Source organism: Pseudomonas sp. URIL14HWK12:I5 (assembly GCF_900176445.1).
Taxonomy (GTDB): domain Bacteria; phylum Pseudomonadota; class Gammaproteobacteria; order Pseudomonadales; family Pseudomonadaceae; genus Aquipseudomonas; species Aquipseudomonas monteilii.
In genome coordinates, this window is the sequence record NZ_FWXQ01000007.1 from 304,246 (window position 1) to 326,699 (window position 22,454).

Sequence of the window (22,454 nt, forward strand, 5' to 3'; positions counted from 1 at the left end):
CGATTTCCTGACAGATATCCATGTTCTGACAGGCTTTTGGGGGTCAGCCTGAAAAACCTTTCATGGGGCACCCCGGAGCTATCCTTCAAAATGCCCCACGAAGCGAATTGATCGAGATGAGAAAATGCGCAAAGCAGCCACCCAAGCAGCCCTCCCGAAAATTGAACTGATCCAGAATGGTGAGGCCTGGGAGGTGCACTGGGACTACCAGGAAGCACCGGAAAGCGCGGTACTGTTCAAGCGCCGCGAGTACCTGGATGGCTACATACATGGCAGCCTGGACGGAATCGGCATCCACCCGAAGAACGTCTCCTGTGCCAGTGCGCGTACCGGTACCGTGAAACGCCTTACCGAAGACCAGGCGGTGAGGTTCAAAGACCGCCTCGAGCACATCCTGATCCCCGTGGTGGCCAAAGAATTTGAGCGCTTGAAGAACCTGGGCGACCTTCCACACATGTGGCTGGCGACCGGTACCGAGGAGTGAAACGCTCTGCAATGCCGGTGAATCGCTGAGCCCCCACCCGCCGGGGGTTCCAGCCGGATCGGCGCCCTGCTCCTGGTGCGCTGTGCGCGCACGAAAATGACGGCGTCCAAAAATGAAAAACCCGGAAACCGGGTATTTTTTCGCCAGTCCCTCACGGAATTCGCGGGCTCTAGCCATGGGCGCCCTGTCCCGCCACAGCGGCCAGTCAGCCGCACGGCGTTGCACAACCTTTCATTTTCTTTCACAGCGTGCAATTGCCACCGGCCTGCGCGCGCCCAGTTACGGCGCGGTCTGCAGCTTGGTTTGCACCACCCGGCCGGTTTGCACGATTTCACGACGAAAAGCGCGTCGGCGGGAGGGGGATAAGTGATTTTTCCTCCCGATTTTTTTTCCCGTCCCAGTTTTTGGATATCCTGCATGCTCAAGTATCTTTGCCGGGGAAGGCACCATGAGAGACCTAGGGAATGCAGGGGAAGATCAGGTAAAGGCGTGGTGCGCGCTATCTGGTATCACTGCCAACAAGGCGGTCATAGATCGGTACGGCTGGGATCTTCTTTTTGAAATGCCCAGCGGCTTTGGCTTAGCTACTGCTTCCGGGCTGCATCAGTCCGCTTACGAATGCAAAGTCCAAGTTAAAACGACCGATGGCGGTCCCAAAGGTCTCTCAATTGAGTTGTCGAATTTGCACGCTATGGCTACGACAACCTTTCCGTCGTTTTACTTGCTTGTGGACTATGATGGCGGCGACGTACCCAAGTCTGCTCATCTTGTCCACATTGATGAATCTCTCTGCTCAAGGATCTTAGAGCGCATTCGAAGAGAGACGGCAGAAGACAATAATGTCAAGCTTAACAAAAAGACTATGAGCTTGGATTTTGCCAGCGCACCTAGACTTCAGTCGCTAAATGGCGAGGGATTGAAGCAAGCAATAGTTGAGTGCATCGGTGCTTCGCAATCTGTTTATGTAGCAAATAAACAGCAGCATCTTGCTTCAGCCGGGTATGGCGAAGGCGCTCTCAGCGTGAGCTTCACTGTTGATGAAGAAGACATCAAGCGTTTCGTCGACATGGCCATAGGCGACGAATCAAGATTAGAAGTTAAAGACTTCAGGTCATTTGAAACTAGATTTGGGATTCGAGACAACGCCCCCCTAATTCAGAGTGAAACAGCACTCATATCAATAGAAGATGCTGGCCCGAAAGAACTGGGGAGCATGGTTTTTAGAAATCCAAAAGATGGGACAAAAGTGGAGTGGGAGGCGGATGTATATCGTGCAGCAATGGGGGAATGGGTTCCTGCAGAACACCGAAAAATGAGGATGCGCGCGCCTCGCTTCACCATCGACATCAGACCGGACGGGAAAGAAATTACATTTTGGTTTCACAAGCGGGATAAAGACCAGTCCACCGTGAAGGACCTGATAAAGCACTATCAGCTTCTGACAATGCTGCAGGAGCCAGAAGGCGCAAAGTTGTCGTTATTTGCTCGGCAGCGAGAGCTTAATGCGACAATGAGCATTCATCGCTTCAAATGCGATTACACCGGAGCTCTAAAATCCATCAAGGATGTACAGCGACTTCAAGGCGAGTTTGGTTATCATGATGATTTGAATATATCTCCTAACGAGCTTGGTGAGAAACAAGTGGCCATTGCTGGAGTTTTGATGCTGAGCAGTGACGAAAATTCCGGTGAGGACCTTCGCTCATCTTCCATTGCATCAACGAAAAATGATGGTGTTCGGTTTGTTGAAAACATAATTCCTGGCTACGTCCAGCTTGGCGAAATACACTTCCTGTCTTTGATATTAGTGAAGGGTGAGCTTGTTCAATCAGGTGCTGATTATGAGTTGATTGCATCAAGTAGGCGCCTAATTTATAGGACTTACGGCAGGGATGACGTGCATGGTTTGAAAATGATGGTAGACGAAATTCAGGCGTGCGTGAGCAACCATCATTCAGGGGGTATTGATACAGATTTAATAGAGGAGTTTATGGATTATCTTCGCGACTTGATAAGGCAAAAAGAGCTGGGCAAGTAAGATATATCCTCCAAAGGTCAAAATCTGTGAAAAGCCTGAGAAGCACCACACACGGGCTTCTCAGGCACGGCTTACAGGATGAGCGACTTACCATCAGGTAGGACGTAGCAGAAGGTTTCCATGCCATTTCTCCGCATGGTCACGATCGAGTCATAGCCGTTGGCTGAAATGCCGGCCGATCGCCATGATAGGCCGGCTCGGTATCGGTACCCATTCCCGGCGGCGAATAGCGCGCCTCCAGGATTAAGCACTGCTCCCAAGTACCATTTGCCGGTTGCGGCTCCGCGCACCAGGAACTCGCTATCGATGCAGTAAGATCCATCGCCGGCGCCGTAGTCCTTATCCATCCACAGAGCCATCTGCCCGTTGATTGGATGTTGCAGCACTACACCCCATGCGTTAGGGGCCTGGGCTTTCGTGCCCGAGCCTAGATTGTCGGCCGGGACGAACTCTGTCCGTTGGGTGTCAACGCCATCTAGTACAAGCTGGGTACCCTGGAAGCCGTTGCTAATGAGTTGCAAACCGTAATCTCTGCGCACCAAAACATCCTCGAGTGCGGTGAACGCTGCCACTACCTCCACGCAGCCCGGGACGATGCCTATGCTAAAGGCTTGGCGTCCGACTTCTCGTCCCGATACTTTGGTGTTGTAAGCCTGCAGATGGTTGATGATCTGCATGGTGATGAGCTGTGCCCTACCGCTGCCCTGCGATACAGGCACTCCGTCTGCCAAGATCTGCCAGAGCTTGTTGGTGGCCGTTGGGGCTCCGCCCGATCCACCATCAGAACCATGAGCCCCACCAGTGAATGCTACCGGCCCGCCATCGCCATTTTTCGCGGCCATCAATTGCATGGGTGGCAACCAGTCACTATTGGACGTGCTCATGTTCTGCCAGACAGCGTCGGCCAGGGATCCACCAGGTGCGGACTCTACCGTCCGAATGTTAGGGATCTGATTGATACCGTTCAGCGTCCAGGTCAGACGGTAGCATCTGTTCTCGCTTGCCCAAGCCATGATGAATTCGCGTGCAGCAGTCATAACCCACTCAATAGGCCGGTCATCGCCAGTGTGTGAGGTCGAACGCACGCGATAGCGGCTCGGGTCGATGATGTAGCTGTAGCCCGGATGGAAATCGGCATTCGCCGCCACGTATGTGCCGTAGGCCGGCAGAGCATCGGTATCCAGGGTGATCTTGATTTCCAACCCCAGTACGACCGAGCTGACCAAGTTGATAGTCTGGATGCCGCCGCGTGGGAGTACCGGTGTCGCTGCATCGGTGAAGTTGATGACTGTCAGCAGCGGGTTGGCCTGGGTTTCGTAGTTGGCCGCGTCGATCTCTTCGATGATCCAGCCGTCATCCGGCCCGGCCAGCAGCTGGGTACCGTTCTTGAAGTAGCCAACGCGGTAGTACTTGCCCGGGCGTGCCCCGTTCACCTCGATGTCCAGGAGCACATTCATGAGCGTGGTGGGCGCCGAGCTGGACTTTCCGCCCCGCACCTTTGCCCGCAATGGCAGCACTCGCCCTTTGTTGATGGCCAGCATGTCGCCCAGACCCGAGATGGCCACGTAACAAGCCGGGTCGATGATCCAGGAGAAAGGCCCGCTCGATGCGCTGTTCAGTGCGTTCATCGGCGTGCCAGCGGCGCTCAGTTCAGCAGCGTCGATGGTGATGATGAATTTCAGCCCGGGACGCTGCTTGGGGGTCATGGTGAAGGACTGGACGCCGCCTGTGCGTACGATCGGCGCCGGCGCGTCGGTGAAGCTATGAATGTTGGTGGCCGTGCCGGTTGCAGCGTAGGTCGCCGCGTCGAACTCCTCGATGACGACGCCATGAGCTGAAACCCCGTTTATGGTCGCCTCGTTCTGGAGGTAGCCAACCCGGAAGAATTTACCCTCCAGCAGCGAGGCTTCGCCAACCACCTGGATATCCAGGAACAGCTTGTTCCACTGCACGTTTGCCGGAGAAAGTACTTGGCCACGGGTCATGGCGCGCAGCGGATAGGCCTTGCTCTTGTTGATCGTTCGGGTGTCGGCAGCACCGCTTGGCAGACTGGTCTGCTCGGAGGCCGCGCCGGCAACTTTGCGGTAAAGGGTCACGGCAGATGCGCCCGAAGTGCTCGGGACGCTGAAATACCCACCTTCTTCGGTGTCGCGAAGGCCGTCGGCAATGGTCGGCTTGAGGTTTTTGGAGGCCTCGGTAAGCAGACTGGCCAGCTCTGCGCGCTCAGCTGATCGCTGGGCCTGCAGCAGCGTGTCGGTCACATCGTTGAACTGCACGCGAATCCGGCGATCACGCTCGCCCTGCTTCACACGCAGGTCATACAGGCCATTGGGCGCCGCGATCTGGATCAGGCCGTCATTGGCTGCCGTGAACGGATTGGTCACCGGCACGCCGCCGGCGTTGACCACCCCCGGGGCTTGGGTTTCAGTGCCGCGCAGGTAGACGTAGCAGTCAGCACCGGGCAGAACGTGCCCTTCATCGTCTTGAGCGAAAAAGTTTTTCAGTTCCATGTCATTTTCCGGTGATGGGCTTCAGTTGCCCATTGAGTAGGAGGCTTTCGGTGCTGTGAGCGGTGAAGGCTGCGGCGTTATCGGGCACTGGGCTTGGGCCATGCTTGTGGGCGGCGATCTCGGTGTTCATCTGCATGACCAGGTCGATCAGGTCGCACAGGATCTGCAGGACGTTCACCGACTCGGAGCCAAGCCAAGTGGTTTGGGCGATGCTTTTCCGGGCACCCAGGACGCGCTCCAGGAGCATGCCGCCCACGGCCAAGTTCATCTTCTGGGCGACCACCTGGTTCAAGTCCCTGCCCGTGGCCAGGTTGAGATCGTCCACCGACGCCAGGTTGGCCGCGCCGGCGGATAGCAGCTTGAGCGCGCCCAGCGCCTCGATCGTCTTGATGCCGCCCACAGACTCGGTGGAATGGTCATCCACGGTGCGGCTGTCACTCTGGTAGCGCTCGGCATTGGTCAGGCTTTCAACCTGGCGATCGGTCGACTTGTCGGTGATCCCACCGTCGGTCTGCCGCATCCAGCTGCCGTCGGCCGTGACACGCTGCTGCGCGGCCTCGCTGTGTTGCCACACCTGGTCACCTTTGGGCAGGCGCGGCAGGGACAGGCCGTGCGGGAGGATGCAATGGATGAAGGGCTTGTGTGGCAGGCCCTGGGTGAAGCCGACGACCACGGTCGTGCCTTCTTCGGGGAAGCTGAAAAAGCCCATTTCATCGCCACCCGTGGGCACTGGCAGCGGTACGCCGGCCAGTGTCGGCATCGCGGTGTCAGGCTCGCCGGTCTCGTCCAGGACCTGCAGGTCGACCGCGAAGCGCGGCCGGAAGTCGTCGCAGATGCTCGCGCCGGCGGGAGCATCGGCCACCCCGACAACCCGGGCCATGCGCGGCAGGTGGTAGCCGCCGCTAAGCTCCGGGAACATGCGTTCTACACAGCGACGGATTGCGTCTTCCATTTGATCGCCATTTCGGTACCGACGAGGGCCACAGAGGTAACGCGCTCGCCTTGGTTGATGGTTGCACCCGGGCGCAAGCCAGGCAGTGCCGCGATCACGGCGCTCTGGTTGCCCTGGTAGTTGTTGAACAGCTCGACCGGCAGCTGCAGCGCCGAGCGCTCGCCGAAAAAGCTGTGCTGCCAGCTGCCCGCGAACACTTCGCCGTCGCCCTGCTGCTGCCAGATGAAGTCGGGGATGCTGAAAACCCGGGCCAAGCTGTCCATGGCCTGGAATCCCGAGGCCAGGCTGTAGAAGAACGGCGCCTTAACTGCCGCGTAGGCCTGTTCCGGCACACGGAAGCGCAAGCCTGTTTGGTCGCTGATTGCGGCCAGCACGGTGCGCAGGTCGGCGTGACGTAGGTTCAGCGGCAGCGGCTTGGCCAGGATCGCGGCCAACTCCCGGCAGTACAGGACCTGCTCCACCTGGTTGACCGAGGTGGACCGCTCCACATACCCGATGAAGTGGCGCTGCAGCGGCGCCGCGTTGTAGCCGATATCGAGCGTGACCAACCCCGACACAGGCGCGGTGGTTTTGATGGTGAACTGGGCGCGGCCGGGGGTGCCCAGCTCCAGGCGCACATCATGTTTGACCAGGTCGTGCTCGATGCCCGCGATACGCAGGACGCTGTGGAACTTCACGCTTTGCTCCCCAACCAGTCATCCAGCTTTTTCAGAGTGGTTTCGAAGCCGGTCAGGCCTTGTCCGGTACCGCTGCCATCGGCACCACCGGCGCCGCTGGTGGTACCGCTGACGCCTTGCCCCGGTGCACTCTGAGTCGTTACGGCGTTGCCGGCCCTGCGCTTTTCCACACGCTCGGGGTTCGACAGCTTTTCAGTCAGTCCGAACTGGATTCGCCAGCCGCGCAGCGTGTCGTCTTCCCGGGCACTGACGCCATCGGTGAACTGCACCTGACGCATGCCCATGGCTGTGGCCGTGTCGTTGACGATGCGGTAGGTCTTGAGCTGGCCACCGCTTTCCGTGGCCTCGGCCAGTCGCATGAGCGAGCGCAGGTACTCCGCGTCGACGAAAGGGATCAGCAGCGTGACGGTCAACGTTTTGGGCTTGAAGCCCTTGTGCGCCGTATCGGTGTTGCTGGTCTGCCCCGACATATCGCCGCTGTCGATCCGCATATCCGCGGTGACCTTCATGCTGTGGCCTTGGATCTTCTGGCCGTCCAGAAGTAACGTCATAGGCCCACCAGCTCGCGTACGAAGCTCAGCCCAGGCAGCGAGCCCACCAGCATGGCGCCGGCGGAAATTGGCCATTCGTGACCTGGTGCGGTACCCGCCAGCAGCTGGCGGCGCAGTTCGACCGCATTGCCGGGACCGATCAGCCGGGCCGTCATGGTGGTGTCTGCCGTGGCACCGTCAAACTGGGCCTTGAGGTCATCGAGCTGCTTGGCCATGGCGGCGCTGCGCTCAGCCTTGCGGGTGGCCAGCGCCTGCAGGTCTGCCATGGGCGAACTGGCCGCAAAGCTCTCCAGCGCGGCCAGCTGGCCCGCCATGGCCTGGCTAGCGGCCTTGGTGATGGTGGAACGCTCCAGGGGCAGCTCGCCCCAACGCGGCAACGCGCCGGCGCTCGGCAGTTCCCATTTCACGGCCTCCAGCTCAAACAGCCGGACGGCGCGGTTCTGCGCACGCTGCAGGTCTGGCAACGGCAGCACGGCGTTGAAGCGCCCCAAGGTCGAGGCAAAGTGGTCGTAACGGGTGCCCAGGAACATCACCACCAGTGCGTATTGTTCGCCGCCGGGGCTGTTCTGGTCGGTGACATCGCCCAGCTTGCTGCCCAGGTGGTTGAGCATGTTCGGCGCCGACAGGTAGCGCTGCAGGCCACGGCCTTGGCCAACGCCACTTTGGAAAGGCGTCACCACCAGGCACTTGGGTACCTCGCCCAGGGCGGATGCCAGGCCTTCGCGACCTGCGGCCACTGCTGCTGCCGCCATCCCGCCAACCGGGTTAGGCGAGGTAGTAACCATGTCCTGGAGCGCAGCCAGGCGCGTGCCGGTGCTCGCCAGCTCGCTCGCGGCCAGGTCCTTGGCTGCATCCAAGTCGGACAGCCAACTGGTCGAGTTGCTGGGCCAGCGCATGGTAACGGCGTTCCAGGTCATTGCGCGTCAGCCTCCCAAGCCACCGCCCCGAGGGCTGCGAGATCCTTGGCCTCGCGTGCCTGTTGCAGACGCTCCTTGAACACGTAAGAGCGCTGCAGGCGTTGCAGCTTGAACAAGGTGAACTCGTCGGCCACTTGGCGCAGCTGCGCGGCGGTGTGGGTGCGGAAGGCCTTTACCCCGGCCGCGTCCGTGCAGGGATAGTCCACATCAGTAGCCAGGGCGGCGGCGCCGATCAGGTTCTGCTGATCGTCCAGGGCGCTGCTGTAGCACTGCCGGTCGCCAAGGGCTTGGGACCAGAACCCGCCAGTGATCTCTCGGGTGCAGGCGCTGTCGATCGCTGCAACCTGCGCCTGATACAGCTGTTCCACCGCCGCCGGCACGTCATCGATCCAGTCGCCGTCTTTCCAGATCTGACCTGGTCCTGGTGGCTCGAGGGTGAAGCCCGCCGGCAACTGGCCGTGCCGATCAATCGCCACTGGCTCGCGGGTCTGGGTGTTGTAGGCGGTCAGCCCCAGGTAGGAGTCGATAAGCTGCCAGCGCTGGCCATCCCAGTGGGCGGCCTTGTGCTCAGGGATCGCCGGCGGGGCCAGCTCGACGCAGCCGCCAGGGATCAGCCAGACGCCCTCCTCAAGTGGTGACGGGTCAGCGATCGCCTCCCCGACGAAGATGCCCAGGTGATCGGTCTGGAACACGATCTTGGTCTGCATGGCGTGGCCCTTAGTATTTGACGTAGACCGGGAAAGCGATGTTCAGCGGGCGCGTTTCGGTGCCCCCGGTCGCGTTCACGGTGATGGTGTGGATGTGGTCGGGGACGGGGGCCACGGTGATGGGGTGGGTGTGGCTGCCCGCGCTGCTGGTGGTCGAGTAACCGTTGATGCCGGTTGTCAGGTCGTCACCCGAGGTCAGCACCTCGCCTGTAGTGACCTGGCCAAGCACCTGACCCTCTTTGACCTGGTGCGTGTGGTCACCGGCGGCGGAGCTGGTAGCGGTAGGCGTGTGGGCGCCGGCGGCGGCCGATGTCGCGGGGTGGTTGTGCGACTTGTAGTCATCGGTCTGCAGGCTGCCCCGGGTTCGGCTCGGGTCGAGGCCTTTGCCATCGTCCAGGGCGCGCAGGAAGCGGCCACGCACATCCTGGACGTTGAAGGTAGTTACCCCGTCGCCGGCACCGTAGCGGGTGCCGATCTTGGCAAACAGCCGGGCGAACACGGTGCGCGACACGGCGGCGCCATTGGCCCGCAGCCACCCGTCTGGCGGCGTGTCCTGGTCAAACATGGCCAGCATGCCGACCAGGTTGCCCTCGATCTGCTCGCGGGCAGCCTGGAGCGCTTTGGTGGTGGCCAAAATCTCGCTGCTGACGTCGCTCGGGTTGTCCGTTTTGGCATTGGGCAGGTTGCCCAGATCCACGTCTTCCTTGGTCGTGGCCCGGGCGCGCAGGAATTCGTAGTCTCCTTTCCGGGCTGCCAGGTGCTCGATCACGGATGTGGCAATCGGCTCTGACTTGCGCAGGTCGGTGATAGCCCCCGAGGTCGCTACGCTGGCCAGCTCGATCAGGTAGTGCTCGGTGCCGTCGGCGTCCTGGTAGTCAGCTTTGCTGCTGCCGAAGGCGACGGTCCATTGCGCGCCGACGTCGTTGCCCTGACGGCGCAGTGCCACGTCTAGCCAGGCCTTGGCTGGCAGTGCCGGCAGTTGAACCTGGACAGGCTCACTGAGTGCCAGGCGCACCCCTTCGATGTACGCCACCCCCGCTTTGACCTGGTACAAGCCGAAGCTCTGCTCCAGCTGCAGGCCGCTGTCCAGGAAGCAGACTCGCCCGTAGATGTCGCGGTTGCTCAGCTTCTCGCGGCGATCGATACCGGCCAGGCGCACGCTGAAGTCGTGCTGCCAGGTGCTCGCGTCCACGGTAATGCCAGTGATCTGCTGGGCCCCGTCGTACTCCACCAGGAAGTTGCGGGTGATGTTGTTGCCGATCTGCAGCGGCGGGATGTTCTTGCGCTTCTGCTGCAGCGGCACATAGGCCACGGCCAGCAGGATGTTCTCCTCGGTCTCCAGGCCGATCCAGTTGAAGTCCCAGTCGCCCACGCTGGAATCGACCATGACGCTGTAAATCACCTGGTTCGGGTTGACATAACCCGCCCGATCCACTGCCACGGTGTAGACCTGTTGGCTCACCGGCGGCTTGCCGGCGCCACGGTTTACCGGGGCGTTGGGGTTCAGGTTCGGCACGTTGGCAAAGATGAAGCGCACAACGTTCAGGACCTGCTTTGCAGCCTGTTTCTGAGCGATCAGCGCCTGGCCAGCGAGGGTAATGCTTGCTCCCATGGGGTCTCCTAGGTGTTCTCGGTGGTCACGACGGCCAGTTCGTTGATAACGACCAGGCGATCGGCGGTGTCGTCCAGGACGGCAACCAGGGTTTCCTGGTCGTCATGGAAGTGGGCGATGCGCATGCCCAGGGTTACCGGGGTGATGGTCGTGAACTCGTAGCGCCGGCAGGTGCGGCCGTACTGCTGAATCAGCACGCGCAGCAGCACGGGGTTTGAGCTCAGCTGGGTGTCCGAAAGGTTCAGGCGGATAACGTCCCAGTCCACCCCGTCGATGCGCTCCTCGATCTCGAGGTAGCCAACGCCCAGGCGCTGGAAGATCCGAACGGTGCCGGCCACGCTCCCCGCATCCACGGCGTTGATGAAGGCGTACTTCACCCGCAGGCGGTACAGGCTCTCCGGTTCGCCCTGGAAGCGCTGAATGTCACGCTGCCAAGCCAGCAGATCGAGGACGGACAGGTGGCAGGTTTCCGCGTCCAGCTGCAGCAGCGGCCAGGTCAGCCACTGTTCCACCTTTGTCCACCAGGACTGGGCCGCATCGCGCAACTTGGAAAGCTCGACGCCTTCCAGCCAGAACGGGAGCTTGAGCTTATTCACCAAGCACCACCTGGACGCCATCGAGGCGCGGGATGTTCAGCTGGGAAATGATGTCGGTGTTATCGAAGTCCAGGGACTCGATACCCGAGAACTGCTCGTGCAGTTCCTCGCCCAATCGGCTGAATGAAAACCGCGATTGTGGATAAGTTCGGGTGGGCTGGAAGTCGCTGTCCGTGCTTTCCCGGAACGCTGCGCGGATGAACAGCTCGATGTCGGTCAGCAGCTGGTCCTGCCGCTCGGCACCCACCAGGGCTGTCAGCCACACCGTTACCCGGACGATGTGCTGGGTTGCCGGCATTTCGGCCACCAGCAAGTCATCGCCATGGCCATGGTTGCCCTGGTCACGGATATGGCTGTTGATCGACTCCAGGTAGCTGTCTGCCGGCGAACCTGCCTGGAACAAAACGAAGGCATTGGCGCTGCCCGGGCCACGGGGCGCGTTGTGTTCGAAGTACACACCGTCGGGCTCGACGCCCGGGAACGCGGCAATCATGGCCCGATACACGGCGTCGGTGTGCCATTGGTTGACGGCGCTGAACTGATTGCGTGTGCGCAGGCGCAGGTCGTCGTCGTGCTCCTGGTCTGCCCCGGGCTGGCTCAGCCAGCCATCGGCGTTCACCACCTGGATCACACCAGGGATCGGCTCGGGCAGGATCGAGTAATAACCAGGTGCAAGGTTGTAGCCGCTCCCGGCCTCGGTGGCCTCGACCGGCACCAGGACTTGGGCATCACCGTCGATAAACTGGGTCGCGGCAGTGGTGATCAGCACATAGACGTTGCCGTTGATGGCTACCGATTGCACGCGCACACCGGCGGGGATCTCCAAGGTGCCGGCAACCCCGCTGCGGGTGAACAGCAGTTGGCCTTGGGCCTTGGTGGAAGGCTTGCGGGTGACGTTGACCGCCCAGGCCAGCATGTCCAGCCAGCTGCCAGTGGCGGTCTTGACGAAGAAGTTCGGCAGCACGGTGGCCACGATGAACTCGATCAGCCACATAACAGGCTTGGTCACCAGAGCGGTGACCAGCCGCCAGAACGGCGACCAGGCGCTGGTGTTGCTGAGCTTGCTGCCCTGGGCGGCAACCTCTTTCTCCCAGGCTGCGCGCAGGCCCGCTTCGGTCGTAGGGACGCCGGCGTCCTGCAGGGCTTTCTTGAAGTCCACGTCACTCACAGCACTACCTCAGTCTTTCCAAATGCCACGGTGGTGGCCTTGAGCAGGTACTGGCCGCTGCCGGTTTCGATGATTTCCACGGTGCCGGGCACCAGGCGCTCGTCTTCCTCCACCAGCAGCTCCAGCTGCTTGATGCAGTCGGTACGGCGGAAGCGGTCGCGCTCGGCCATCAGCGTCACCAGCAGACCGCTGTCGCGGATCATGTGGCCGATGTCCTGGGCGATGCTGGCCCGGTCCTCGACCAGCAGCGGCTGGTTCGAGGGGTCAAGGGTCAGGTCGTTGTCGGTGATCAACAGATCGATATAAATGCCCATCAGCCCACCGCCATGCTCATCGTGTTTTCGATCTCCAGCGGGCTGATTTCCTTGCTGGTCGTGATGTTCATGTTCTCAACGTGCAGCTTCTTGCTCTGATCGCTGTTGCTGGTGGTGGTGTTCTGGATCGAACGCAGTAGCCCACCCGGCGGCACTGCCGTGGGCCCTTTCGGGCTGATGCTCACCCCTGACTGGTTCAGGTTCTGCCGGGCCTGCTCTGCCTGAACGTCCGGAATCTGCGGCAGCTTCGGCAAGTCGGCGAACACCGTGTCGATCTCGACGCCCGGGATCTTGTTGAGCATCCCGATCAGGCTGTTGATGGAGTCCTTGAAGATGGACACGATCCCGTTCCAGGCGGTGCTGGCCATGCCGCTCCAGCCGCCGATCGAGCCGAACCAGTTGGAAAGGCTCTGCAACTGGGCGCTGATCCACTGGAAGGCTGCGGTGTTCATGAGTGCACCGGTCCACTGATCCCAGTAGACGATCGCCGCTGCCACCGCCACGCCCAGGGCGATGATGCCGGCGACGACCAGCAGGACGGGGTTGGCCAGCATTGCGGCGTTGACCAGCCAGATGGCGCCCTGCCACAGCAACATGCCGCCACGGACCAGACCCATCCAGGTGTACATGATCACCAGGCCCGCCACGAAGCCGGTGACCATCACCGTGTGGTAAAGGAACATGGCGATCGAGCGGTATCCGGTCCAGGTCAGGATATTCCAGACCACGACCATGCCCAGCCAGACCATCCGGCCCATGCCGACGATCAGGGTTAGCGCTGACATCGCGGTGATGATGCCGAGCACGGCCAGCGTGGCGATGCCGAGCGCCTTGGTGATGTTCGGGAATAGCTGGGTCCAGCGGGTCAACGTCTGGCCGATGCCGACCAGCTTGTTCATGAGCGGGGTCAGCATCGGGATCAGCGCCTGGCCGAATGCAATACGCAGGGCCTGGACCGCTTCCCCGAACTGCTCCCACGGGTCGACCATGGCCTGCGCCATTTTCTCGGCGTTCTCCAGCCCTCGCACCTTGCCCAGCTCAGCGATGCCGTTGCGCAGCCGGTCGGTGTCCATGGCCAGCGCGCCGATCACCTGGGCGCCTTCGCCGCCAAATGCCTCGACCAGCTTGGCATTGCCTGCTGCGCTCTTGAGATCGCCGAACTTGCCTTGCAGTTTGCCGAGGATGTCCAACATCGGCAGAACCTTGCCGTTGGCGTCGGTGAATTGCATGCCCAGCTTTTCCGAGGCGTTGCCGATGTTTTCAAAGAACGCCTTGTAGCGACCGCCGGCGTCGCCGCCTTCCATGGTGCTGCTGAGCGTGCCGATCACCGCCATTTGCTCGGCAAAGCTGACTCCCGAGGCCGTTGCGATCGCGCCCGCTTCCTTGAAGGCATCCTTCAGTTGCGCACCGTCCGTGCGGAACATCTTCACGGCCAGGGCCGTCTGGCTGGTCAGCTGCTCAACCCATTGCACCCGCCCGACCCTGTCGGCTTCGGTCTTGAACAGGTTGTACATGCTGCCCAGGTACTGGCTGGTCGTTTCAGTGTCGGCCTTGGTGGCCTTGGCCAGCACGCTGCTGGCATTGGTGACGGTGGCCAGCTGGTTGCCGACCAACCCTTGGATGGCGCCCTCAATGGATCGGGCCGAGGCAACGAAGTCCACGGCGCTGGCCCCGTATTGAACGGAGAACTCCAGCGCCTTGGCATTGAGCGAAGACAGCGCGTCCTCGGCAGTGCCCATCGCCCTGACATCGCCCAGCGCCCCGTTCAACTCCCGCGCCGGATCCAGCAGCGCGGTGATGCCCTCGAACGACTCCCGCATGCCAACGAAGCCGGCGCCCATGCGCACGATGTTCGCAGCGCCGGCGTCGGCCAGGTCGGTGATGGTGTTCTTGATCTTGCTCGCTGGGCCGGTGACCTTGTCGGTCAGGCTCAGGATGAAGGCCAAGCGGGCAGATTGATCAGCCATGCGGTCATCCGTTCAGTGCGTGGGCAATGCCATTGGCGACGGCGATTTCGTTCCGTCGCCAATACTCGTCTTCCAGCCATTTCGCGGTACCAAGGTTCTCGATCGAAGGCTCGGTACCGGGAAGCCAGCGCTGATGCAGGGCACAGAGCTGGCCGAAGCTGTTCTCCGTCAGGCCGTCAGCGTGCTCGAGGACTTTTTTACGATCACGCCCAGGTCAGGGGCGTATTCCTCGACCAGGGCGCTGGCCAGGGTCATGGTGTAAACCGGGTTCACCAGGAACGGCTTGAGGGACGCCTTCTGTTCCTGCTTGACGGTGCTCATCAGCAGGTTGTGGGCCGGTGCCACCTTGTTGGCCTGGGTGGTGCCGTTGAAGTACTTGGTGATGTCCTGGGGGGTCAGGGTGAAGTCGAACTCTTGCTCTTTGACTTCCAGGGTGATGGTGCGGTTGGCTTCGGTCATGGTGCGGTTCCAGTGGTAGTGGTTGGTTTGGGGCAGACGGTGTCGATGTGGTCCTGCAGCCCCAGGATCATTTGCTCGCTGAGGGCGAGCTGATCGAGGAGGGTGAAATAATCCGGTCGAGCGTTTGGCGCGAGTTCGGCGGTGGTTCCATCAGCCATGCCGGCGGCGCCGGAACTGGCGGGCACTGAGGCGACGGGGCAGATGGCTTGGACGAACAGCCGCTGATCGCCAGAACCGACAGAAAGGCGAAGATCCTCGTTTTTCTTGCGTGCATTCCTCAGCTCCTGAGTGTGTTTGGCGTCATTAGCTGCAGCAGTGGCCAGGCGCGCAGCGGTTATCGTTGCTGCGATGCGCAGGCCGTACGCTTCTTCAAGCGCTGCATCGCGCTCAGCCCGCACCGTTACCAGTTGGTCCTTGTATTCCCAGACAGCCCAGGACAGCACCGCCATCAGCAACAGGGTCAGAACTGAACGCACGGAGTCGAAGGTCATTGCAGGCACAGCCTCATTTCATCGAGCCGGCGGGCATGCAGCCCAGGAACGAACACCTTGTTTCCCTTGGCATCGGTCACAAAGGCCCAGACCGGACGGCCATCCGCGCCCCAAGCCAGCGCCCGGCAGCCCTCGGCGATGCGGCCCGCGTTGATGAGGCCCACGGCCCGGCTCGCGCAGGTACTGGGCTCGCCAAAGTTGTGCCCATGGCTCGACAGCGCGTCGAAGGTGTTCTGTTTGATCTTGTCGTTGGTCAGGCAGCTGGCCAAAACCAGCTGGCCCTTCTCGACCACCAGCTGCTCCACCTCGGCACAGCGCGCCGGCGACCAGTAGTCACCCACCACCACCGGGTAAGGGCTGGTGTAGCCGGTGATTCCCTTGCACACGGTCGGCAGGCCCCGGGCCAGCTGGTCGGCATACACGACGTTCTGGCCGTCGCCCTCCCACTTGCCCAGGAACGCCATCAGCGTGCTGCTGCTCAGCACTAGGGCGATTGAGCCCGTCAGGATCCTGTTGCGCAGGCTCATGGCTTAACCTTCCAGTCGCGCAGCATCTGGCGATACTTCGGTACCAACAGCAGGATCTGCAGCACCATGTAGACGGCGGTCAGCATGTAGGCGACCGATGACCAGTCAACGGCGCCGGTGACCCCTGTTGCAGCCACACCAATCGCGGGCGAGGCCTTGGCCAGGGCAACAACGGTGTCCTGCGCGGCCTGATTCGTGCTCATCGTTGGCCCCCTTTCTCGAAGGTGGACTGGCAAGGAACGCAGCGAGTCTTGCCGCCCAGGGCGCGCCGCGCCTCGGGGATATCACCGCCGCAGTCTTCGCAGTGGGTCAGGCTCGGCCCGCTCGAGCGCGCACGGTCCAGGACGGCAGTGATCGCCTGGTCACGCTGACGCTGCTCGATGACCTGGGCGCGATCAAACGGGCAAACCATCAGGTCAAGCCCTCGATCTCGGCGGCGGACAGGTAAGGCACGCCGTTGATCTTGACGAAGTCCGGGCTGGTGACGTCGTACGGCAGCTTGTGGGTAGTCTTCGCGCCGCCCTTCGGGTCGATGGCCAGCAGGCTGGACACGCGCAGCTTGCAGCCGAAGGCCTCGATCCGGCATTCCTCGTCCCCGACTTTGCCGAAGAAGACGATGTCGAACGGCTCAAGCTCGCGGAAACTGCCGGCAGTCTTGGCCTGGGCGATGATCAGGTTGAAGTTGGTGCTGTCCACCTCGATTTCGCCGGCGGCCGAAACGTCACCGTCTACATGCCCATTGGGAACACCACGGGTCATGGCCACCGTGCTGTTGTCGGTGATGTCCAGCGAAGCCGCCTCGACGTGGAGCAGGCTGTCACCCAGGTTCACGTCAAAATTCTTGCCGCTAAGTTTTGCTGACATGGGTTACTCCGAATCGTCGTTGGAAAGGTCCAGCGCGATGTTCGCGGTGATGTCTTTCGGGCAGTTGAGGGGGCGCAGGGTCAGGTAGGCCACGACAGCGGTCTTGCTGAGCCAGTTGATGACGATGTCGCCATCCTTGGGCTGGGTGATTTCACCCGGGAACACTTGGTCGCCCACGGTGGTGGACTTGGCCATCGCACGCAGCGGGGCCATCAGCGAGGTGATGTTCTTGGCCATGCTGTTGGCCGAGTTGTTAAGGCGCCGATCGGCGATGCGCTGAATCAGCAGGATCCGCACCCGGCGAGCCGCCTTGTCGACGACGCGCAGGTTCTCGATCACCTGGTAGTCGCTACCCGGAGCATCGAGCAGGTTGCCGTCGCCCCAGTACACGCCCGGATAGTCCGCATAGGTCTGCGGCACGGACAGACGCGCGGCATCGAGCACGGTCAGGGTGGCCGTCTGCAGCGGTATGCCGTCCTTGTCGATTGGGGTTTCACCCAGCCCCAGAACCGGGCCAGTGGCCACGCGCATTGGGCTGTCGGCGACGCTGACGGCGGCATTGGCCAAGCGGCCGGCCAGCACGCCCAGGTTGCTGCCATGCAGCTGTGGCACCACCATCACGCGCTGCAGCAGCAAACTGTCGGTGATCGCCTTCTGCTCAAGCTGGTATTCGCTCCAGGTCTGGGTGGGCAGGATGCCGGCAGTAGCCGCCATCACGAACAGTCGACGGGCATAGGTGTTGCCAATGGCCACAGCCGCCTCGTTCATGGCTGTCAGCTCGGCGCCGGCGGTCACCGGCTTGGTGATCACCACCGCCTCGACCGAATAGCCGTGCTGCATGGCCTTGGCCAGGGCGTCCTGCCAGCTGCCATTGGTGGCCACGGGCATGGCCAGGCAGGCCCAACGATCGCCGCCATTGAGGCGCGCAGCGTTGATCTGGGTCTTGAGCTCGCTGGCTGCAACGCCCAGCTGCACATCAAGGTCGCTGTCCTGGTTCAGGGCGAGGATCTGGCCGACGTTCTTCGACGCCGCACCGATGTAGAGGAAATAGCGCTCAACTTCGGTCACAGCACCCTGGCCGAGGTTGAGGTTGTTGACGCTGACTTTGCCGAGTGCCATGTACGCCTCGTTAAACAGGTGAGTTGAGGATCTGGCGCAGCACCAGGTTCACCAGCTCGCTGGTTTCACTGCTGCTCGCGCCCAGGAACTGGCGAGCCGGCAGGGAGATTTCCCAGCTTTGCGCGCCAGAAGTAGCTTGTCGTTCGGTGTCGAGGATCCGGATCAGCAGGCCAGCCTTGGCATAGTTCAGGTGTTCCTGGATCCAGGCGACCGATGCCCTGGTGGCGGCCTTCTTCCCGGGCAGGCGGACCTTGAACCCAAGCTGACGCAGGCGCTTGGCCTGCTTTTGGGTGGCTGCGGTACCGGGGGGAACCTTGTTCCATTGGCGCATTTGGGCCGCTGTACGGCGCTCGGAGACGCCGTTGTGCTGCTGCGAGGCAACCCAGCGGGTAAGCGCGTTCCGCCAACCCAGTTCGGCCTCATCGCCGTTTAGGCGGGTGACCTCGAGGAGCTTGCCGAGGCCCGCTTCCATCTTCTTCTTGCCCTTGGTGCTGTCCTTGCGCGGGGCGAAGGGAGTCCCGTCCACGTTCTTCTGGTTGCGGATGCGTTGCCGGCTTAACGTGCGCACGCGCTTACTGACGTTGTTCAGCAGGCGTTTGCGCTTGGCCAAGGGCAGATCCAGGAGGGCCAGCAGGTTCTCGGCCTCGAGCATGCCGCGCACGTCCAGGGCGAGGTCATTAGGCGCCATCTGCGCTCACCTCCCCTGCTTCGGCCACCCACAGGTCAAACGGGGCAAGAGCCCAGGTCCGGCCCAGCACCTTGATCTCGCCGTCGGGATCCTCGACCAGGTGCTGGGGTTCGATGAACTGCACCTTGATGTCCACGTCCGCTAGGTCGTTGTCGAGCATCGTGACCTCGAAGGTAACGCTCGGCAGGTCCTCGCGTTCCTTGTCGTTCTCCTCGAGCCAGCTGCCAACCAGGGCAAACAGCCGCACCGGCGCGTCAGCGAAACGCTCGATAGCGATGGTGGCGGTGTACTGCATGTCGCCCATGTGTAGGCCTTTCTCGCCCGGCTTCCAGATGAGGTCCATCTGTACCTGGTCGGTCCAGCTGTCGAGCTGCTCAGGCATCACCAGCTGACGCTCGATCAGATAGCGGGTCAGCGCCTGCAGCTTGATCACAGCAGCACCGCCGTCATGCGGCCACGGCCCTGCAGGGCTCGCGCGGCTTGCTGACTGAAGGCCAGGAAGGTTTCGGCACGCTCAGGCGCCTCTTTGCCGGTGTTCTCAGCAAGATCGCGGCGGGTGACGGTCGCGAACTGGGTCAGCAGGCTGGCTTTGGCTCGGGCGTAAACAGCGCGCTTGTACAGCGACGCCTGGAAGGTGCGCTCCGGCAGGACGGTGCTGTCTGCGGATTCAACGTTTGACACTCCAACGTCCTGCCAGCGCGCTTTCAGCTTGGCCAGGTCGAGGTTTACCTCGTGCATGGCCGTGGTCAGGTCAGCAACCAGCATGTCTGCGAGATATTCAGCCGGCAGGCGGTAACCCTTCTGGAACTCGGCAATCGAAAGATCCGGCCAGAAGCCGTCGTTCTCGATGCTTTGATCCACCAGGGTGGTGGGCTTGCCGGAAAATCCGCTCATCGCTGGCCACTCAAATAGGGCAGGTTGCTGCTGCGGGAAGGTCGGGGTCATGAATGACTCGGCCTTGCCGTAGCAACTCCCTGCGGGGGGGAAGACGGTTACTCGGTGTCGGTGCTGTCGCCGGCCGGCTCTTGCTCGCCCGCTGCCTGCAGGACTTCATCGAGCCGGGTTGCAAGCTGGGGGGTCGGCTGTTCGCCTTGAGCGATCGCCTTGGCCAGCGCCTTTCGTGCACCCGCCAGGCGCGTACCCACGCCAATGCTTTCGTACAGAGCCTCGGCTCGTTCGAAGTGCACTATGGCGGAGGTCCAGTCCTTGCGATCCATTGCCAGAATGCCGAGCTGCTTGTGGTATCGAGCCGGAATTCGCTCGAACAGGGACCACTCCCCATCCACCCTGGGCAGCAGGTTACTGACGTAGGGTTCAGGGCTACGGCTGGCCTTGTATTCGGCCTCGGCCCACTCAATCACCTCGTCCGCGATAAAGGTCGGCACGTCGCGGTCGAAGCCTTCCGGCAGTTTCTGACCTTGAGCCATCGCGAAGTCGGCAAGTGCCAGTCCAGCCTCGAACTGGGCGGTATCGAACAGCCAGATCACGACGTACATCAGTACCTGGTTAGGGAAGTTCAGGCCGGATTCGCCGTAGCGCCCGACGTATTCCAGGTACTTGGGCAACAGCTCGTCGCGCTTCATGAGCTGTCGCTGCTCGATGCTGTTGAGGCCCTTCAAGCGCTCGAGGTCCACCTTCAAGGCGTCCTCCATCAGCTTGTAGTGCTTCTGGGCGTTGGCCGGGCTGTTCAGCGCTGCGGCCGGCGAGTACGCCAACGGTGCGGCACTGGCGGCAGCATCTGCCGAGCCTTGTGCGAGGGTGCGCCGCTTGTGCGCCAGTGCCAGGCTCATCAGATCACCTCAACGTTTTCGGTCAGGGCGATCTTCTCCAGCTGCTCGATCACATAGCCTTCGTTACGGCTGTTGTAATCCTCGACGCGGGAGCGTTTCGGGTTATCGACGGTCTGCTTCCGCCAGCTGGTGTCCTGGTAGTAGATCGACAGGTTGTCGAAACTGGTAACCAGAACCGCGTTGACTGGGAAGTACGGCACGCTGAACGCTGGCAGACCGCCGTAGGTGGCGATCACCTGCTGGCTCTCGATGCGCTCCTTTTCGGTCGGCGTGCTGCCCTGGCTGGTATACAGCTTGGCTTTGTCGGCGGCCAGAAGGTCGCTGCCGATGATGGCGACCAGGTCACCACCGTCACGCACGCGCTCATCGATCATCTGCTTGGTGTCGTGCACCAGGGCGTCAAGGTTCGCATAATCGCCGCCCACGCCCATGGTGACCTTGCCAGCCACCGCACCTTCCTTCAGCACCTGTGCCGGGACCTGCTCACGGGCCTGCTGCAGCCAACCCTTGTTCACGTCCTGGAGCAGAGGGTATTGGGTCATGTCCGTCTGGGCGGCAGCATGAGTACCGTGGAAGCCGACCATGATGCGGTCCAAGGCGATCTGCTTCTGCACCGCAGCCGAGTACTTCTGGTGGAAGTCGGGGAATTTCGCCCAGGCATCGATCTTGGCGTAGGCCAGGCTGACATCCGACTCGGTCGAGGACAGCTCGTAGCTATCCTGGTCCAGTGCTGAGGCATCTTTCGCCTCGCGGTCGGTGGTCTTGGTGTTGGTACGGCCGGTCACCGGACCGGAGGTGCCCAGGAACACCTTCTGGCCCTTGATTTCAGTGACCGGAAGAATGTTGATGCGCTGCAGGAAGTCAGCTTTCGCGGTAATCGCGTCGTTCAGTTCCTGCGCGATGCTGGGCTCGACGCTGAACATACGGGTGACAACTTCCACACCGTAGGTTTCGGCCATCGCCACTTGCATCGCAGCATACATCTGCGCGCCGTAGAGACTCAGATTCTGGGCCATGTCAGAGCACTCGCTTCGCTTTGTCGGGGGTTACACCAGTGGTGCGAGGCACCTGGCGGCCTTGTGGCGTGTTCTGCAGCGCGCTGAACTGCTGCTGCAGGTCTTTCAAGGCCGCCAGCACAGCCTTGTTACCGCCACCATTGCGGCGGAACTCGCGTTCTTCTTCAGCCGTGGTGACGATCTCGTCCACAGCGGTGCTCACGTCGTCGACCAAGGTTTGATCGGGTTCTGGTGCATCTTCAGCGGCAGGCTCGATCACTGCCTGGATGCCGGCAGCGACAACCAGCAACTGGGCCAGCAGGGCTTTCAAAGCCGTGGCGGTAGCTTCGTCCATTGGGGGTTTGCTCTCGGGTTGGGTAGTTGGGGTTTCGGGGGCGGTGGCGGGGGCCTCTTCAAGGCCAAAGCGCTTGAACAAGCCTGTGAACATTGCAACGAGCCGACCGATCTCACCCTGCGGCTGGTTGTCATTGAACGAGCCCATGGCGACAGATGCCGCGTAATAGGAGGTGTCATTGGAGCGCTTCGAAAAGTAGAGCTCCTGGGTGCCGACACTGGCGGGCTCGTCAGTGACGCCAAGGCCGGTCAGATAAGCTTTGCCGGTACCCCGGAAGTTCGGGGTGATCTCGACGCTGCTGAACAGCTTCTGCCCGCGATCGTTCAGATAAAGCAACTGATCGTTGGGCTTCAGCTGGGCTTCCAAGGCCACCTCGCCAGGCTGCAGATCATCATCATCCTCAACCAAGCGCACGGCGTAGACGGTCCCGTGGGAGCCAGGCCAACGATCGTGATCGCACCAAATCACCGCCGTGTAGAACGATGGCTTATAGGTTTCAGCAATGTCGCGCAGGTCCTGGGCAAAGATCTCGCGACCATCAGCGGTCAGGCCGCTGACGGCCACACGTTTCCAGAAAGAGACAAGGGATCGAGGCATGGGGACCTGATGAATTGATGACGTTGAGGCCCCCACCATATGGTCCCAACTGCCCCTCAACAAACGGTTTGACTGC

Annotated in this window: 27 protein-coding genes; 2 read left to right on the forward strand and 25 right to left on the reverse strand. The window is 61.6% G+C overall.

What is annotated here, in order from left to right; all coding sequences use genetic code 11:
- Positions 1-124: 124 nt before the first annotated feature.
- Positions 125-484 (forward strand): hypothetical protein, encoded by a 360-nt coding sequence (locus B9A31_RS18165; RefSeq protein ID WP_084297199.1) that lies wholly within the window; start codon positions 125-127, stop codon positions 482-484.
- A gap of 448 nt (positions 485-932) precedes the next feature.
- Positions 933-2,522 (forward strand): hypothetical protein, encoded by a 1,590-nt coding sequence (locus B9A31_RS18170; protein ID WP_084297200.1) that lies wholly within the window; start codon positions 933-935, stop codon positions 2,520-2,522.
- Between the two features lie 71 nt (positions 2,523-2,593).
- On the opposite strand, the gene B9A31_RS18175 is transcribed toward B9A31_RS18170, so the two are convergent.
- The 25 genes from B9A31_RS18175 to B9A31_RS18290 form a co-directional block, all read right to left on the reverse strand.
- Positions 2,594-5,032, reverse strand: a complete 2,439-nt coding sequence (locus B9A31_RS18175) for a hypothetical protein (protein ID WP_084297201.1) — start codon at positions 5,030-5,032, stop codon at positions 2,594-2,596.
- Between the two features lies 1 nt (position 5,033).
- On the reverse strand, positions 5,034-5,984 hold the full coding sequence (locus B9A31_RS18180; protein WP_084297202.1) for a phage baseplate assembly protein V: 951 nt from the start codon (positions 5,982-5,984) through the stop codon (positions 5,034-5,036).
- Positions 5,957-6,661: a hypothetical protein gene (locus B9A31_RS18185; protein WP_084297203.1), complete on the reverse strand. Its 705-nt coding sequence runs from the start codon at positions 6,659-6,661 to the stop codon at positions 5,957-5,959. The genes B9A31_RS18180 and B9A31_RS18185 overlap by 28 nt, the downstream gene beginning before the upstream one ends.
- Positions 6,658-7,212, reverse strand: a complete 555-nt coding sequence (locus tag B9A31_RS18190; RefSeq protein ID WP_084297204.1) for a baseplate complex protein — start codon at positions 7,210-7,212, stop codon at positions 6,658-6,660. The genes B9A31_RS18185 and B9A31_RS18190 overlap by 4 nt, the downstream gene beginning before the upstream one ends.
- Positions 7,209-8,129 (reverse strand): hypothetical protein, encoded by a 921-nt coding sequence (locus tag B9A31_RS18195; protein ID WP_084297205.1) that lies wholly within the window; start codon positions 8,127-8,129, stop codon positions 7,209-7,211. Before B9A31_RS18195 ends, B9A31_RS18190 begins: the two co-directional genes overlap by 4 nt.
- Positions 8,126-8,836 carry a DUF4376 domain-containing protein gene (locus tag B9A31_RS18200; protein WP_084297206.1) on the reverse strand — a complete coding sequence of 237 codons (711 nt, stop codon included), beginning with the start codon at positions 8,834-8,836 and terminating at the stop codon, positions 8,126-8,128. Before B9A31_RS18200 ends, B9A31_RS18195 begins: the two co-directional genes overlap by 4 nt.
- 10 nt (positions 8,837-8,846) lie before the next feature.
- Positions 8,847-10,448, reverse strand: coding sequence for a phage tail-collar fiber domain-containing protein (locus B9A31_RS18205; RefSeq protein ID WP_084297207.1), 1,602 nt, complete (start codon positions 10,446-10,448; stop codon positions 8,847-8,849).
- Positions 10,449-10,456: 8 nt separating this feature from the next.
- Positions 10,457-11,044, reverse strand: a complete 588-nt coding sequence (locus B9A31_RS18210; RefSeq protein WP_084297208.1) for a phage tail protein — start codon at positions 11,042-11,044, stop codon at positions 10,457-10,459.
- The gene (locus B9A31_RS18215) at positions 11,037-12,212 is read right to left on the reverse strand and encodes a baseplate J/gp47 family protein (RefSeq protein ID WP_084297209.1); all 1,176 of its coding nucleotides are present in this window, start codon (positions 12,210-12,212) and stop codon (positions 11,037-11,039) included. Before B9A31_RS18215 ends, B9A31_RS18210 begins: the two co-directional genes overlap by 8 nt.
- Positions 12,209-12,526, reverse strand: coding sequence for a DUF2590 family protein (locus B9A31_RS18220; protein WP_084297210.1), 318 nt, complete (start codon positions 12,524-12,526; stop codon positions 12,209-12,211). The genes B9A31_RS18215 and B9A31_RS18220 overlap by 4 nt, the downstream gene beginning before the upstream one ends.
- On the reverse strand, positions 12,526-14,493 hold the full coding sequence (locus B9A31_RS18225; RefSeq protein WP_084297211.1) for a phage tail tape measure protein: 1,968 nt from the start codon (positions 14,491-14,493) through the stop codon (positions 12,526-12,528). The genes B9A31_RS18220 and B9A31_RS18225 overlap by 1 nt, the downstream gene beginning before the upstream one ends.
- 4 nt (positions 14,494-14,497) lie before the next feature.
- Positions 14,498-14,665: a DUF6890 family protein gene (locus B9A31_RS27780; RefSeq protein WP_371851094.1), complete on the reverse strand. Its 168-nt coding sequence runs from the start codon at positions 14,663-14,665 to the stop codon at positions 14,498-14,500.
- Entirely contained in the window at positions 14,662-14,952 is a 291-nt protein-coding gene (locus B9A31_RS18230; RefSeq protein WP_084297212.1) for a putative phage tail assembly chaperone, read from the reverse strand. Before B9A31_RS18230 ends, B9A31_RS27780 begins: the two co-directional genes overlap by 4 nt.
- Positions 14,949-15,443, reverse strand: a complete 495-nt coding sequence (locus B9A31_RS18235; RefSeq protein ID WP_084297213.1) for a lysis system i-spanin subunit Rz — start codon at positions 15,441-15,443, stop codon at positions 14,949-14,951. Before B9A31_RS18235 ends, B9A31_RS18230 begins: the two co-directional genes overlap by 4 nt.
- Positions 15,440-15,970: a lysozyme gene (locus tag B9A31_RS18240; protein WP_084297214.1), complete on the reverse strand. Its 531-nt coding sequence runs from the start codon at positions 15,968-15,970 to the stop codon at positions 15,440-15,442. The genes B9A31_RS18235 and B9A31_RS18240 overlap by 4 nt, the downstream gene beginning before the upstream one ends.
- Positions 15,967-16,173 (reverse strand): hypothetical protein, encoded by a 207-nt coding sequence (locus B9A31_RS18245; protein ID WP_027615456.1) that lies wholly within the window; start codon positions 16,171-16,173, stop codon positions 15,967-15,969. Before B9A31_RS18245 ends, B9A31_RS18240 begins: the two co-directional genes overlap by 4 nt.
- Entirely contained in the window at positions 16,170-16,382 is a 213-nt protein-coding gene (locus B9A31_RS18250; RefSeq protein ID WP_084297215.1) for a TraR/DksA C4-type zinc finger protein, read from the reverse strand. The genes B9A31_RS18245 and B9A31_RS18250 overlap by 4 nt, the downstream gene beginning before the upstream one ends.
- Entirely contained in the window at positions 16,382-16,834 is a 453-nt protein-coding gene (locus B9A31_RS18255; protein ID WP_084297216.1) for a phage protein, read from the reverse strand. The genes B9A31_RS18250 and B9A31_RS18255 overlap by 1 nt, the downstream gene beginning before the upstream one ends.
- A gap of 3 nt (positions 16,835-16,837) precedes the next feature.
- Positions 16,838-17,953, reverse strand: a complete 1,116-nt coding sequence (locus B9A31_RS18260; RefSeq protein ID WP_084297217.1) for a DUF2586 domain-containing protein — start codon at positions 17,951-17,953, stop codon at positions 16,838-16,840.
- Between the two features lie 10 nt (positions 17,954-17,963).
- Positions 17,964-18,641 carry a phage virion morphogenesis family protein gene (locus B9A31_RS18265; RefSeq protein WP_084297218.1) on the reverse strand — a complete coding sequence of 226 codons (678 nt, stop codon included), beginning with the start codon at positions 18,639-18,641 and terminating at the stop codon, positions 17,964-17,966.
- Positions 18,631-19,074, reverse strand: a complete 444-nt coding sequence (locus tag B9A31_RS18270; protein ID WP_084297219.1) for a phage tail protein — start codon at positions 19,072-19,074, stop codon at positions 18,631-18,633. Before B9A31_RS18270 ends, B9A31_RS18265 begins: the two co-directional genes overlap by 11 nt.
- Entirely contained in the window at positions 19,071-19,535 is a 465-nt protein-coding gene (locus B9A31_RS18275) for a head completion/stabilization protein (RefSeq protein ID WP_084297244.1), read from the reverse strand. Before B9A31_RS18275 ends, B9A31_RS18270 begins: the two co-directional genes overlap by 4 nt.
- 98 nt (positions 19,536-19,633) lie before the next feature.
- Positions 19,634-20,431, reverse strand: a complete 798-nt coding sequence (gene gpM / locus B9A31_RS18280) for a phage terminase small subunit (RefSeq protein WP_084297220.1) — start codon at positions 20,429-20,431, stop codon at positions 19,634-19,636.
- Positions 20,431-21,447, reverse strand: a complete 1,017-nt coding sequence (locus B9A31_RS18285; RefSeq protein WP_084297221.1) for a phage major capsid protein, P2 family — start codon at positions 21,445-21,447, stop codon at positions 20,431-20,433. The genes gpM and B9A31_RS18285 overlap by 1 nt, the downstream gene beginning before the upstream one ends.
- 1 nt (position 21,448) lies before the next feature.
- Complete coding sequence (locus tag B9A31_RS18290; protein WP_084297222.1) at positions 21,449-22,378, reverse strand: GPO family capsid scaffolding protein; 930 nt, start codon at positions 22,376-22,378, stop codon at positions 21,449-21,451.
- Between the last annotated feature and the right edge of the window lie 76 nt (positions 22,379-22,454).

Excerpts from the sequence above, each read along its gene's own strand:
- B9A31_RS18165 (WP_084297199.1), top strand. The coding sequence starts at position 125 with ATGCGCAAAGCAGCCACCCAAGCAGCCCTCCCGAAAATTGAACTGATC.
- B9A31_RS18170 (WP_084297200.1), top strand. The coding sequence starts at position 933 with ATGAGAGACCTAGGGAATGCAGGGGAAGATCAGGTAAAGGCGTGGTGC.
- B9A31_RS18175 (WP_084297201.1), bottom strand. The coding sequence starts at position 5,032 with ATGGAACTGAAAAACTTTTTCGCTCAAGACGATGAAGGGCACGTTCTG.
- B9A31_RS18180 (WP_084297202.1), bottom strand. The coding sequence starts at position 5,984 with ATGGAAGACGCAATCCGTCGCTGTGTAGAACGCATGTTCCCGGAGCTT.
- B9A31_RS18190 (WP_084297204.1), bottom strand. The coding sequence starts at position 7,212 with ATGACGTTACTTCTGGACGGCCAGAAGATCCAAGGCCACAGCATGAAG.
- B9A31_RS18195 (WP_084297205.1), bottom strand. The coding sequence starts at position 8,129 with ATGACCTGGAACGCCGTTACCATGCGCTGGCCCAGCAACTCGACCAGT.
- B9A31_RS18200 (WP_084297206.1), bottom strand. The coding sequence starts at position 8,836 with ATGCAGACCAAGATCGTGTTCCAGACCGATCACCTGGGCATCTTCGTC.
- B9A31_RS18205 (WP_084297207.1), bottom strand. The coding sequence starts at position 10,448 with ATGGGAGCAAGCATTACCCTCGCTGGCCAGGCGCTGATCGCTCAGAAA.
- B9A31_RS18220 (WP_084297210.1), bottom strand. The coding sequence starts at position 12,526 with ATGGGCATTTATATCGATCTGTTGATCACCGACAACGACCTGACCCTT.
- B9A31_RS18225 (WP_084297211.1), bottom strand. The coding sequence starts at position 14,493 with ATGGCTGATCAATCTGCCCGCTTGGCCTTCATCCTGAGCCTGACCGAC.
- B9A31_RS18230 (WP_084297212.1), bottom strand. The coding sequence starts at position 14,952 with ATGACCGAAGCCAACCGCACCATCACCCTGGAAGTCAAAGAGCAAGAG.
- B9A31_RS18235 (WP_084297213.1), bottom strand. The coding sequence starts at position 15,443 with ATGACCTTCGACTCCGTGCGTTCAGTTCTGACCCTGTTGCTGATGGCG.
- B9A31_RS18240 (WP_084297214.1), bottom strand. The coding sequence starts at position 15,970 with ATGAGCCTGCGCAACAGGATCCTGACGGGCTCAATCGCCCTAGTGCTG.
- B9A31_RS18245 (WP_027615456.1), bottom strand. The coding sequence starts at position 16,173 with ATGAGCACGAATCAGGCCGCGCAGGACACCGTTGTTGCCCTGGCCAAG.
- B9A31_RS18250 (WP_084297215.1), bottom strand. The coding sequence starts at position 16,382 with ATGGTTTGCCCGTTTGATCGCGCCCAGGTCATCGAGCAGCGTCAGCGT.
- B9A31_RS18255 (WP_084297216.1), bottom strand. The coding sequence starts at position 16,834 with ATGTCAGCAAAACTTAGCGGCAAGAATTTTGACGTGAACCTGGGTGAC.
- B9A31_RS18260 (WP_084297217.1), bottom strand. The coding sequence starts at position 17,953 with ATGGCACTCGGCAAAGTCAGCGTCAACAACCTCAACCTCGGCCAGGGT.
- B9A31_RS18265 (WP_084297218.1), bottom strand. The coding sequence starts at position 18,641 with ATGGCGCCTAATGACCTCGCCCTGGACGTGCGCGGCATGCTCGAGGCC.
- B9A31_RS18275 (WP_084297244.1), bottom strand. The coding sequence starts at position 19,535 with ATGAGCGGATTTTCCGGCAAGCCCACCACCCTGGTGGATCAAAGCATC.
- gpM (WP_084297220.1), bottom strand. The coding sequence starts at position 20,431 with ATGAGCCTGGCACTGGCGCACAAGCGGCGCACCCTCGCACAAGGCTCG.
- B9A31_RS18285 (WP_084297221.1), bottom strand. The coding sequence starts at position 21,447 with ATGGCCCAGAATCTGAGTCTCTACGGCGCGCAGATGTATGCTGCGATG.
- B9A31_RS18290 (WP_084297222.1), bottom strand. The coding sequence starts at position 22,378 with ATGCCTCGATCCCTTGTCTCTTTCTGGAAACGTGTGGCCGTCAGCGGC.